This is a genomic window from Mesorhizobium sp. B2-7-1 (genome assembly GCF_006440735.1).
Classification (GTDB): Bacteria; Pseudomonadota; Alphaproteobacteria; order Rhizobiales; family Rhizobiaceae; genus Mesorhizobium.
In genome coordinates this window covers 1-12,116 of the sequence record NZ_VFUA01000074.1, presented here as the reverse complement: position 1 = coordinate 12,116, position 12,116 = coordinate 1, and the positions used below count along the sequence as shown (strand labels likewise).

The 12,116-nt window shown below is 63.7% G+C and carries 11 protein-coding genes and 1 pseudogene; 9 read left to right on the top strand and 3 right to left on the bottom strand.

What is annotated here, in order from left to right; translation table 11 throughout:
* Positions 1–375 (bottom strand): hydroxyisourate hydrolase, encoded by a 375-nt coding sequence (gene uraH, locus FJ471_RS23635; RefSeq protein ID WP_140807149.1) that lies wholly within the window; start codon positions 373–375, stop codon positions 1–3.
* Between the two features lie 169 nt (positions 376–544).
* Between uraH and puuE the strand changes: the two genes are divergently transcribed.
* From puuE to FJ471_RS23615, 4 genes are read left to right on the top strand one after another with little or no spacing between them, the layout of a single operon-like run.
* Complete coding sequence (puuE, locus tag FJ471_RS23630) at positions 545–1,969, top strand: allantoinase PuuE (protein WP_140807148.1); 1,425 nt, start codon at positions 545–547, stop codon at positions 1,967–1,969.
* 14 nt (positions 1,970–1,983) lie between these two features.
* Positions 1,984–2,859: a bifunctional allantoicase/(S)-ureidoglycine aminohydrolase gene (locus tag FJ471_RS23625; RefSeq protein ID WP_140807147.1), complete on the top strand. Its 876-nt coding sequence runs from the start codon at positions 1,984–1,986 to the stop codon at positions 2,857–2,859.
* Positions 2,856–3,347, top strand: a complete 492-nt coding sequence (locus FJ471_RS23620) for an ureidoglycolate lyase (protein WP_140807146.1) — start codon at positions 2,856–2,858, stop codon at positions 3,345–3,347. Before FJ471_RS23625 ends, FJ471_RS23620 begins: the two co-directional genes overlap by 4 nt.
* A gap of 11 nt (positions 3,348–3,358) precedes the next feature.
* Positions 3,359–3,952, top strand: coding sequence for a nucleoside deaminase (locus FJ471_RS23615; RefSeq protein WP_140807145.1), 594 nt, complete (start codon positions 3,359–3,361; stop codon positions 3,950–3,952).
* A 10-nt stretch (positions 3,953–3,962) separates the two neighbouring features.
* Here FJ471_RS23615 and FJ471_RS23610 read toward each other — a convergent pair whose 3' ends face one another.
* Both FJ471_RS23610 and FJ471_RS23605 read right to left on the bottom strand, forming a co-directional pair.
* Positions 3,963–4,268 carry a BrnA antitoxin family protein gene (locus FJ471_RS23610; protein WP_140807144.1) on the bottom strand — a complete coding sequence of 102 codons (306 nt, stop codon included), beginning with the start codon at positions 4,266–4,268 and terminating at the stop codon, positions 3,963–3,965.
* A pseudogene (locus FJ471_RS23605) lies at positions 4,255–4,510 on the bottom strand (BrnT family toxin). The gene FJ471_RS23610 and the pseudogene FJ471_RS23605 overlap by 14 nt, the downstream one beginning before the upstream one ends.
* Before the next feature lie 185 nt (positions 4,511–4,695).
* On the opposite strand from FJ471_RS23605, the gene FJ471_RS23600 reads away from it, so the two are divergent.
* The 5 genes from FJ471_RS23600 (at position 4,696) to FJ471_RS23580 (ending at position 12,043) form a co-directional block, all read left to right on the top strand.
* Positions 4,696–6,681, top strand: a complete 1,986-nt coding sequence (locus FJ471_RS23600; RefSeq protein WP_140807143.1) for a CocE/NonD family hydrolase — start codon at positions 4,696–4,698, stop codon at positions 6,679–6,681.
* Positions 6,682–6,828: 147 nt separating this feature from the next.
* Positions 6,829–8,418, top strand: a complete 1,590-nt coding sequence (locus tag FJ471_RS23595; RefSeq protein WP_140807142.1) for an ABC transporter substrate-binding protein — start codon at positions 6,829–6,831, stop codon at positions 8,416–8,418.
* A 100-nt stretch (positions 8,419–8,518) separates the two neighbouring features.
* Entirely contained in the window at positions 8,519–9,478 is a 960-nt protein-coding gene (locus FJ471_RS23590; protein WP_140807141.1) for an ABC transporter permease, read from the top strand.
* A gap of 58 nt (positions 9,479–9,536) precedes the next feature.
* A complete protein-coding gene (locus tag FJ471_RS23585; protein WP_140807140.1) occupies positions 9,537–10,358 on the top strand; it encodes an ABC transporter permease in 822 nt (273 codons plus the stop codon).
* Positions 10,358–12,043, top strand: coding sequence for an ABC transporter ATP-binding protein (locus FJ471_RS23580; RefSeq protein WP_140807139.1), 1,686 nt, complete (start codon positions 10,358–10,360; stop codon positions 12,041–12,043). The genes FJ471_RS23585 and FJ471_RS23580 overlap by 1 nt, the downstream gene beginning before the upstream one ends.
* Positions 12,044–12,116 lie beyond the last annotated feature (73 nt).

Sequence of the window (12,116 nt, the reverse complement as noted above, 5' to 3'; positions counted from 1 at the left end):
TCAGCTCCCCCGATAGGTCGAGTAGCCATAGGGCGAAATCAAGAGCGGGACATGATAATGCCGCGCTTCCGCCATGCCGAAGCGGATCGGCACGATGTCCAGGAAAGCGGGCTCGGGCAGGTTGGCGCCTTGGCCGCGCAGATAGTCGCCGGCGGCGAAGACCAGCTCATACTCGCCGGTGCGGAAATCGGCGCCGGTCAGCAGCGGCGCGTCGCAGCGGCCATCCTCATTGGTGGCAACGGTCTTGAGATGCGTGCGGCTTTGCCCTTCGATGCGGAAAAGCCCGATCGACAGGCCCTCTGCCGGCCGTCCGGTCGCGGTGTCGAGCACATGGGTCGTCAGGCGCCCGCCATCGGCTTTCGACGTTTCTGCCACTGGCGGCCTCCCATCCCGGTACAGTTTCAGGTCAATTGTGCGCCAATTAAAGGCCATGCATAAGCCCCGGTCGAGCGGAGCGCGGCAAAAAGCACTTTCAAAAATTTTCGGGGGAATGCATGCGCACTCCTTTCGATATCTTCATCCCAACCATCGGGCAGGAGCGACAATGCGTTACGATAGGGACATGCGCGGTTACGGGGCCAATCCGCCGGACCCGAAATGGCCTGGAGGCGCGCATGTCGCGGTGCAGTTCGTCGTCAACTATGAAGAAGGCGGCGAGAACTGCGTGCTGCATGGCGACAAGGCTTCCGAAGCCTTCCTGTCCGAGATCGTCGGGGCGGCGCCCTGGGTCGGCCAGCGCCATTGGAACATGGAATCGATCTATGAATACGGCGCCCGCGCCGGCTTCTGGCGGCTCCACCGGCTGTTCACCGAGGCGCAGGTGCCGGTGACCTGCTACGGTGTCGCCACCGCGCTGGCGCGCTCGCCCGACCAGGTCACGGCGATGCAGGAGGCCGGCTGGGAAATCGCCTCGCACGGGCTGAAATGGATCGATTATCGCGACTACGCGGCCGAGGACGAGCGGCACGATCTCGAAGAGACGATCAAGCTGCATTACGAGGTGACCGGCGCACGGCCGACCGGCTGGTACACCGGCCGCACCTCGGTCAACACCGTCCGCCTCGTCGCCGAGGAAGGCGGCTTCGATTACGTCTCCGACACCTATGACGACGAGCTGCCCTACTGGTTCGACCGCGACGGGCTGGAAAAGCCGCAGCTCGTCATTCCCTATACGCTCGACGCCAACGACATGCGCTTCGCGACGCCGCAGGGCTTCAATTCGGGCGACCAGTTCTTCGCCTATCTGAAGGACAGTTTCGACACGCTCTATGCCGAGGGCAAGGCGGGCCGGCCGCGCATGATGAATATCGGCCTGCATTGCCGGCTGGTCGGCCGCCCAGGCCGTGTCGCGGCGCTGAAGCGTTTCATCGACTATGTGAAATCGCACGACAAGGTCTGGCTGACGCGGCGCATCGACATCGCCAAGCACTGGCGCGAAACGCACCCCTACGAGGCGCCGGCGCTGCGTCCGTCGCGGATGGAGTTCGAGGAATTCGTACATGCCTTCGGCGGCGTTTTCGAGCATTCGCCCTGGATCGCCGAGCGCGCCTACGAATTGGAACTCGGGCCGGCGCATGACAGCGCCGGCGGCCTGCACAATGCGCTCTGCCGCGTCTTCCGCGCGGCGACGGAGGTTGAACGGCTTTCGGTGCTCAACGCTCACCCCGATCTTGCCGGCAAGCTGGCCAAGGCCAGGCGCCTGACGCCGGAATCAACCAAGGAACAAGCCTCCGCCGGGCTCGACGCGCTGACCGACAAGGAGCGCGAGCTGTTCTCGAAACTCAACGCCGCCTATGTCACCACCTTCGGCTTCCCCTTCATCATCGCGGTCAAGGGCAAGACCAAGGACGAAATCCTGGCGGAGTTCGAGACGCGCATCGGCAACAGCCGCGGCATCGAGTTCGAAACCGCCTGCAGACAGGTCGAGCGCATCGCGCTGCTCCGCCTGAAAGACATGCTCCCGAAATGATGCCAGGGATCCCCATGGATATGATCAAGACTGCCGAGCGAACCTATTATGCGCCGCAAGGCGGCCATCCCGGACAGAACGAGCTCTTGACCGGCCGCGCCGTCTTCACCGAAGCCTATGCGGTCATCCCCAAGGGCGTGATGCAGGACATCGTCACCAGCCCGCTGCCGTTCTGGGACGAGACGCGGGCCTGGATCATCGCAAGACCGCTGTCGGGCTTCGCCGAGACCTTCTCGCAATACATCGTCGAGGTCCTGCCCGGCGGCGGCAGCGACCGGCCGGAACTCGATGCCGGCGCCGAAGGCGTGCTGTTCGTCGTCGAGGGCGAGATCACCATATCGCTTGCCGGCAAAAAGCATGTGCTTGTCCCGGGCGGCTTCGCCTTCCTGCCGCCGGCGAGCGGCTGGACGGTGCGCAACGGGAGTGGCGCCGCCGCCCGCTTCCACTGGATCCGCAAGGCCTATGAAGCGGTCGACGGCCTCGACGTGCCGGAAGCCTTCTTCTCGAGCGACCAGGACGTGGCGCCGAGCCCGATGCCGGGCACGGAAGGGCGCTGGGCAACGACCCGCTTCGTCGACCCCGCCGACATGCGCCACGACATGCACGTCACCATCGTCACGCTGAAGCCGGGCGCGGTCATCCCCTTCGCCGAAACCCATGTCATGGAGCATGGGCTCTATGTGCTCGAAGGCAAGGCGGTCTATCGTCTCAACCAGGACTGGGTCGAGGTCGAAGCCGGCGACTTCATGTGGCTGCGCGCTTTCTGCCCGCAGGCCTGCTATGCCGGCGGCCCCGGCAATTTCCGCTATCTGCTCTACAAGGACGTCAACCGGCACGCCAGGCTTGGTGGCTATCTTGGGGGCGGCTATCTCGGGGGCAAGGCGCGGTGAGCCACATCGTCGCCCGACCGCTGACCCGCGAGAACTTCGCGCCCTTCGGTGACGTCATCGACATGGGCGGCGACAACCGCTACCCGATCAATGGCGGCCGAGCGATGCGCTATAACGACCTCGCCACCGCCGAGGCTACAGGCCCGAATGCGCGCGTGCTGATCTCGATGGTGCGCGGCACGCCCTACGAGATGCCGCTGAAGCTCACCATGGTCGAGCGCCATCCGCTCGGCAGCCAGGCGTTCATCCCACTGTCGCCACGCCCGTTCCTGGTCGTCGTCTGCCACGAGACCAAGGATGGGCCGGGCGAGCCGCATGCCTTTCTCGCCGGCCCCGGTCAAGGCATCAATTATCGCCGCAACCTTTGGCACGGCGTGCTGACGCCGATCGGCGAGGAACAGGATTTCCTCATCGTGGACCGCGGCGGCGACGGCTCCAATCTCGAAGAGTTTTACTTCTCGCATCCTTACGAGATCCACCTTCCCTGAAAGCCTTTCCCATGACCGACGTTTCGCTGATCGACCGCCTGCTCGACGTGATCGAGCACGACATCGTGCCGAAGACGGCGCAAGGCGTTGCCCATGGCAACAAGCTGTTCGGCGCCGCAATCCTGCGGAAGCGCGACCGCTCGCTGGTGCTGGCCGAGACCAACAACGAGATGGAAAATCCGCTGTGGCATGGCGAAGTGCATTGCCTGAAGCGCTTTTACGAGATGCCCAGGGCCGAGCGTGTCGACACCAAGGATGCGCTGTTCGTCGCCACGCATGAGCCCTGCTCGCTCTGCCTATCGGCGATCACCTGGACCGGCTTCGACAATTTCTACTACCTGTTCAGCCACGAGGATTCGCGCGACAGCTTTGCCATCCCGCACGATCTGAAAATCCTGAAAGAGGTCTTCACCCTCGATCCTGGCGGTTACAACGCCGAGAACGCCTATTGGAAAAGCTTTTCCATCCGCAGGCTGGTGCGGGCTTTGCCCGAGGCCGAGCGCAAGCGGCTGGAAGCGCGCATCGGCAGGATTTCGACGCGTTATGACGAGCTGTCGGGCGCCTACCAGGCAAGCAAGGCCGAGAACGACATTCCGTTGAACTGACGCGGATTGCCTACCTTACCTTCGCGTTTTTCAGCACTTCATTTATCTTTGCCTGCCAGCCTTTGCCGGTCGCCTTGAATTTTCTGACGACGTCCTGGTCCAGGCGGATGGAGACGACTTGCTTTGGTTTCTCCAGGGCAGGCCGGCCACGGGAACGCCTTATGCTCTCGAAAAGTTCCGGGAGCGCTTCCGCGAAAGACTTGGCTTGCGCCAGCTGTTCGTCGGTCGCCTCCCCGTCTTCGGGATCAGCGGCAATCTGTCTTTGAATTTCAGCTTCCTCGGCATCGGTAAGCCGCCGAGACTTAGTATTGCTCATACACGGACCTTTCCTTTCGGCTGGCATGACGCATCGAGATTCACCGAGATCGCTTCGGAACCGTGCGGCTTGAAGATCACGGCGAGAATGATCCCTCCAAATTCTCCAATTGCCTTGAGCCGACCGGCCTTGGCCGGGAGGATGATCGACGCGGCAAAAAACTCGATATCGAGATCGGCGAAGTCGAGACCTCGGTTTTCGAGGTTCGTCACCCGTTTTGGCTCATCCCAAACGATTTTCAGGCGAGATCATCCACTGTGTATGCGTCGAGCCACGTGAATAAACGTAATACATAAATTAATCTGGAGATGCAAGAAGAAGCCGGGTAATCGGAGATGCGCTCGCTAACGACCCAGGTCGCATTTTTTGATGCTCCAGTCGCGATTGGCGATTGAAAGTCGCTACGCCGCGGAGCGTTATGCGTCCCATGAAAACCGTCACCGAATTCCCTCGAAAAGTCATCGAAATTCCCGATATGGGCATCGTCATGCCGGATGGCTGCCGGCTGTCGGCGCGCGTCTGGATGCCCGAGGATGCCGCCGATGATCCGGTGCCGGCGATCCTCGAACACCTGCCTTACCGCAAGCGCGACGGCACCATCTTTCGCGATCAGCTCACCCACCCCTATTTCGCCGGGCACGGCTACGCCTCGATCCGGGTCGACATGCGCGGCAACGGCGATTCCGAAGGGCTGATGGACGACGAATATTCCGAGCAGGAATTGCAGGACGCCTGCGACGTCATCGCCTGGGCGGCGGCGCAGCCCTGGTGCAACGGCAATGTCGGCATGATGGGCATTTCCTGGGGCGGCTTCAACTGCCTGCAGGTGGCGGCGAAACAGCCGCCGGCGCTGAAGGCGGTGATCAGCCTGTGCTCGACCGTCGACCGCTATGCCGACGACATTCACTTCAAGGGCGGCTGCCTGCTGCTCGAAAATTTCGGCTGGGCCTCGACGATGCTGTCCTATTCGTCGCGGCCACCGGATCCGGCGATAGCCGGCGGCAATCGCTGGCGCGACCTGTGGCTCAGCCGGCTGGAGAACCAGTCTTTCCTCCTCCCACTCTGGCTCAGCCACCAGCATCGCGACGCCTATTGGAAGCGCGGCTCGATCTGCGAGGATTTTTCGGCGGTCAAGGCGGCCGTGCTGTCGATCGGCGGCTGGCACGACGGCTACCGCAACACGATCTCCAATCTGGTCACCAGCATCCAGTCGCCGGTCAAAGGCATCGTCGGCCCCTGGATCCACAAATACCCGCATTACGCCGGACCCAATCCGGCGATCGGCTTCCTGCAGGAAGCGTTGCGCTGGTGGGACCGCTGGCTCAAAGGTACTGCAACCGGCGTCGAGGCCGATCCGGCCTACCGCGTCTATGTCATGGACAGCGTGCGGCCGGCGCGCTGGCATCCCGACCGGCCTGGCCGCTGGGTGGCGGAGCAGCAGTGGCCGTCCTCAAACATCAGGGTCGAGGCGATCGAGCTCATTTCGGCGGGCGCGAGACCTTCAATCGTCGCTTCGCCGCAGACTTGCGGGCTTGCCGGCGGCGAGTATTTTCCCTTCACCTTCGGGCCGGAACTGCCGGGCGACCAGCGCCCCGACGACGCGCTGTCGGTTTGTTTCGACCAGCCCGAGCTCGGCGAGGCGATCGACATCGTCGGAGCGCCGGAGCTGGAGGTCCGGGTCGCCTCCGATCGGCCCCAGGCCAACATCACGGTGCGTCTCTGCGACGTGCATCCCGACGGCGCCTCGGAGCTGATTTCCTACGGCGTGCTCAATCTCACCCACCGGAACTCGCATGAATTCCCCGAGCCGCTGGTTCCCGGCGAGACGGTGTCGGCGCGCCTCGTGCTCGACCAATGCGCCTACCGGGTGCCGGCCGGCCACAAATTGCGTATCGCCGTTTCGACCGCCTACTGGCCGATGATCTGGCCCTCGCCGGAGCCGGTACAGCTGGATCTCGCGAAGGCCACGCTGAGACTGCCACTGCGCCCGCCGGCGAAAGGCAATGAGGTTTCGTTCCCCGAGCCGGAAGGCGCGACGCCGTGGGCGACCGAGACGGTCCGGCCGGCCAACTCCGAACGCCACATCGATCGCAATGAGAAGACCGGCCTTGTCACGCTCTCCATAACCGATGATTTCGGCGAGGTGCGCGATCTCGACCATGGGCTGGCCAATGGCAGCATCGTGCGCGAGACATGGACGATCCATCCCGACGACCCGCTGTCGGCCACCGGAGCCACACATTGGACGCAGACATTGTCGCGCAATGAATGGTCGGTGCGGACCGAAACCTTTGCCCAGATACGATCGGACGCCGGGAACTTCATCGTCAGCGCCAGGATCGAAGCCTATGAGGGCGAAAAGCTGGTCTTCGAACGCGACTTCGAGCAGACGATTCCCCGCGCCCTGGTTTGAGCCGGGCAAGATTGGTCCAAACCCGACGTGCGATTTACGCCACCGCATGTCGCATTCGGTCTTGCCTGCCGCTTTCCCTTACGGTCATTATCTCCTCCAATAGCAAGAAACGACCAAAAGGTCGGATACCCAGAGTGAGGAACCGTAATGTCCAACGAACTCGACTATCTCAGCCGGCGAGTCGCGGCCGGAAAACTTAGCCGTCGCGACTTTCTCGGTCGCGCCGCGGCGCTCGGCGTCGCCGCCACCGTCGCCAACTCGATGCTCTCCAGCGCCGTGCGCGCTGCCGGTCCGGTCAAGGGCGGCACGCTGAAGGCCGGCTTGCAGGGCGGCGAATCCACCAACAGCCTCGATCCGGCAACCTTCCTCAGCCAGGTTCCGTTCGCCTTCGGCAAATGCTGGGGCGAGACGCTGGTCGAGCTCGCGCCGGGCGGCGGCATCGAATATCTCATCGCCGAGGAGATCGGCAGCTCGAAGGACGCCAAGACCTGGACGATGAAGATCCGCAAGGGTGTCCAGTTCCATAACGGCAAGGAAGTGAGCGCCGACGACGTCGCGGCGACGCTGAAGCGTCACAGTGACGAGAAGTCGAAATCCGGTGCGCTCGGCGTGCTGAAGAGCATCGACACCATCAAGGTAGACGGCGGCAATGTCGTGGTCACGCTCAAAGACCCGAACGCCGACATGCCCTATCTGATGGCCGACTATCACATCATTATCCAGCCGAATGGCGGGACGGACAAGCCGGACGCCGGCATCGGCACCGGGCCGTACAAGATCACCGGCAACCAGCCCGGGGTGAAACACACCGCCGCGCGTTTCGACCACTACTGGCAGCCCGACAAATACGGCCATGCCGACCAGGTCGAGATCGTCGTCGTCAACGACCCGACCGCCCGCATGGCAGCGCTCCAGGGCGGCCAGGTCAACATGATCAACCGCGTCGAGCCGAAGATCGTCGACCTGGTCAAGCGGCTGCCGGGCGTCACCATCCGCGCCGCCTCGGGGCGCGGCTTCTACCCGTTCAACATGTTCTGCGACACCGCGCCCTTCGACAACAACGACCTCAGGATGGCGCTGAAGCTCGCCATGGACCGCGAGGAGATGCTGCAGAAGATCCTGCGCGGCTACGGCTCGGTCGGCAACGACATGCCCGTCAATGCCGCCTACCCGCTGTTTGCGGAAGACTTCGAACAGCGCAAGTTCGATCCGGAAAAGGCCGCGGCCGCCTACAAGAAGTCAGGCCATAGCGGCTCGATCCTGATGCGCACCTCCGACGTCGCCTTCCCGGGCGCGGTCGACGCCGCCCAGCTCTACCAGCAGAGCGCCGCCAAGGCCGGCATCAAGATCGAGATCAAGCGCGAGCCGGGCGACGGCTACTGGACGGAAGTCTGGAACAAGCAGCCCTTCTCGCTCTCCTACTGGGGCGGCCGTCCGACCCAGGACCAGATGTACTCGACCGCCTACCTGTCGACCGCCGACTGGAACGACACCCGCTGGAAGCGTCCGGACTTCGACAAGATGGTGCTTTCGGCGCGCGGCGAGCTCGACGAAGCCAAGCGCAAGAAGATCTACCGCGACATGGGCGAGATCATGCGCGACGAAGGCGGCCTGATCGTGCCGTTCTTCAACCAGTTCGTCGACGCGACCGGCAAGGGCGTCGAAGGCTGGGTCGACAACCCGGCGCAGGAACTCAGCAACGGCCATGCCCTGATCGAGTGCTGGCTGCAGGCTTGACGAAGGACAAAGGAAGGGCCGGCGCGAGCCGGCCCTTCCCGGCTTTCATGACCCGCCCGAAAGGCGGGCGTCATCCCTTCTTCACCATTGCAGGTAGCCGATGTCGTCTCCGATCCTGAGATTGGTCGCTCAGCGTATCTTGCTGGGCCTGGTTCTTCTTTTGGCCGTTTCGGTGCTCATCTTCGCCGGCACGCAGATCCTGCCGGGCGACGTCGCCCAGGCGATCCTCGGCCAGTCGGCGACGCCGGAGGCGCTGGCGAACCTGCGCGAGCAGCTCGGCCTCAACGATCCGGCATGGCTGCGCTATGTGCACTGGCTGTGGGGCATCCTGCATGGCGACTTCGGCACGGCGCAATCGAGCGGACTGGACATCGCAAGCTCGATCAGCACCCGGCTGAAGAACACGCTGTTCCTGGCCGCCTGCGCGGCAATCGTCGCGGTGCCGCTGGCGATCATCCTCGGCTTGATTGCCGTGCGCTACCGCAACGGCTTCGTCGACAAGCTGATCTCCGGCCTGGCGCTGGCCTCGACATCGTTCCCGGAATTCTTCATCGGCTACGTGCTGATCTATTTCTTCGCCGTGAAATGGCAGATCTTCCCCAGTATCTCGACAGTGGACGACTCCACGCCGTTCCTCGAAAGACTGCAGGCCGTCGTGCTGCCAGCCACCGCGCTGACGCTGGTGGTGCTTGCCCACATGATGCGCATGACGCGCGCGGCGATCCTCAACGTCATGCAATCGGCCTATATCGAAACGGCTGAATTGAAGGGGCTGAAGGCCTTCGACATCATCCGCAAGCATGCTTTCCCGAACGCGATCGCGCCGGTCGTCAACGTCGTCATGCTCAACCTCGCCTACCTCATCGTCGGTGTCGTCGTGGTCGAGGTGATCTTCGTCTATCCGGGCATGGGACAGTATCTGGTCGACCATGTCGCCAAACGCGACGTGCCGGTGGTGCAGGCGGTCGGCCTGATCTTCGCCGCGGTCTACATCACGCTCAACATCGTCGCGGACATCGCCGCCATCGTGGCCAATCCGCGGCTTAGGCATCCGAAGTGACGGGAGCATCCGAAATGACGAACCGGATGCAAGACGACCAGAAGGGGAACTGAGGCGAATGGCCCTACGACAAATCCCAGTCACCGCCTGGATCGGGCTGATCCTGACCGGCGCTTTCGCGTTCTGCGCCATCTTCGCGCCCTGGGTCGCGCCGCACGGCAATGGCGAGATCGTCGGCGACGTGTGGGAGCCGATGTCGGCCGCTCATTGGCTGGGCACCGACAATCTCGGCCGCGACCTTATCTCGCGCATGATTTACGGCGCGCGCATCACCATGGAGATCGCGGTGGCGGCGACCGCGCTGTCCTTCTCGCTGGGGTCGATCCTGGGCTTCTCCGCGGCGGTGTTCGGCGGCTGGTTCGACACGCTGATGTCGCGCTTCGTCGATCTTTTGATGTCGATCCCGACGCTGATCTTCGGCCTCGTCGTGTTGTCGGTGCTGCCGACCAACGCGCTGACGCTGATCCTGGTCATGGGCATCCTGGATTCCACCCGCGTCTATCGCCTGTCGCGCGCCGTCGCGGTCGACATCAACGTCATGGACTTCGTCGAGGCGGCGAAGCTGCGTGGCGAGGGCAAGGCCTGGATCATCTTCCGCGAGATCCTGCCCAACGCGCTGTCGCCGCTGGTGGCGGAGCTTGGCGTGCGCTTCATCTTCGCTGTTCTCTTCCTGTCGGCGCTCTCGTTCCTCGGCCTCGGCGTGCAGCCGCCGGATTCGGACTGGGGCGGCATGGTCAAGGAGAACAAGGACGGCATCGTGTTCGGCGTGCCGGCGGCGTTGATCCCGGCCGCCGCGATCGCGGTGCTGGCGATCTCGGTCAACCTCGTCGCCGACTGGGTGCTCAACCGCACGACGAGCCTGAAGGGAGGACGCGGCTGATGGCTGGCAATCAGGCGAAGTCCGGGCAAGCAAAGTCCGGCCAGGCAAGTTCGGGCAAGCTCCTGGACATCCGCAATCTGCGCATCGAGGCGACGGTCTATCCGCCGGGCGAAGCGCCGAAGACCATCACGCTCGTCCACGACGTTTCGCTGACGCTTGAAAAGGGCAAGGTGCTCGGTCTCATCGGCGAATCCGGCGCCGGCAAGTCGACCATCGGCCTGTCGTCCATGGCCTATGGCCGCGGCGGCGTGCGCATCACCGGCGGCGAGGTGATCCTCAACGGCCGCGACATCCTTAAGGCCGGCGCCAGGGGCGTGCGGGCGCTGCGCGGCCGCGAGGTCTGCTATGTCGCGCAGTCGGCGGCGGCCGCTTTCAACCCGGCGCACAGGCTGATCGACCAGGTGGTCGAGGCAACCCTCCTGCACGGCACCGCGAACCGCGCCGAGGCGGAGAAGCGGGCCATTGCGCTGTTCAAGAAGCTCAGCCTGCCCAATCCCGAAACGATCGGCGAGCGCTACCCGCACCAGGTCTCCGGCGGCCAGTTGCAGCGCGTGATGACGGCGATGGCGCTCTGCTCGGAGCCCGACCTCATCGTCTTCGACGAGCCGACCACGGCGCTCGACGTGACGACGCAGATCGACGTGCTGGCGGCGATCAAGGACGCCATCCGCGACACGCATGTGGCGGCTCTCTACATCACCCACGATCTTGCCGTCGTCGCCCAGGTGTCGGACGAGATCATGGTGCTGCGCCACGGCCGGCTGGTGGAGTGGGGCGGCACGCGGCAGATCATCAAGGAGCCGCGCCAGGAATACACCAACGCGTTGGTCTCGGTGCATGAGATCGAGCACCAGGAGCAGCAGCCCGGCACAACGCCCTTCCTGTCGGTGAAGAATGTCACCGCCGCCTATGGCGGCGGCCATGTGAAGGTTCTGAAAAACGTCTCGGTCGACATCTATCCGGGACAGACGCTGGCCGTGGTCGGCGAGAGCGGTTCCGGCAAGTCGACCCTGGCGCGCGCCATCACCGGCCTGTTGCCGCCCGAACAGGGCAGCGTCGTCTTCGACGGCCGCACGCTCGGCAACAGGCTCGCGGACCGGCCGAAGGAGGATTTGCGCCAGCTGCAGATGATCTACCAGATGGCCGACGTGGCGATGAATCCGCGCCAGACGGTGGGCACCATCATCGGCCGCCCGCTGGAATTCTATTTCGGCATGAAGGGACGCGAGCGCGACAAGCGCGTGACCGAACTGCTCGACGAGATCGAGATGGGCAAGGGTTTTGTCGACCGCTATCCGGCCGAGCTGTCCGGCGGCCAGAAGCAGCGCGTCTGCATCGCGCGCTCGCTCGCCGCCAAGCCGAAGCTGATCATCTGCGACGAGGTGACCTCGGCGCTCGACCCGCTGGTCGCCAACGGCATCCTGAAGCTGCTCTTGAACCTGCAGCAGCACGAAAAGGTCGCCTATCTGTTCATCACCCATGACCTGGCGACGGTGAAGTCGATCGCCGATTCGATCGCGGTCATGTATCGCGGCGAGGTGGTGCGCTACGGCTCCAAGAGCAAGGTGCTGACGCCGCCTTTCGATGCCTATACGGACCTGCTGCTCTCCTCCGTGCCGGAAATGGAGATCGGCTGGCTGGAGAAGGCGATCAAGGGCCGGCGCATGGCGAGCGCCGGAAATTAAAGCGCGTCGCGCTGAAACGGATTCAGGCGACGCGCTTTAAGTCTTTGTTTTGATGCATGTCGTTCCCCCAAAA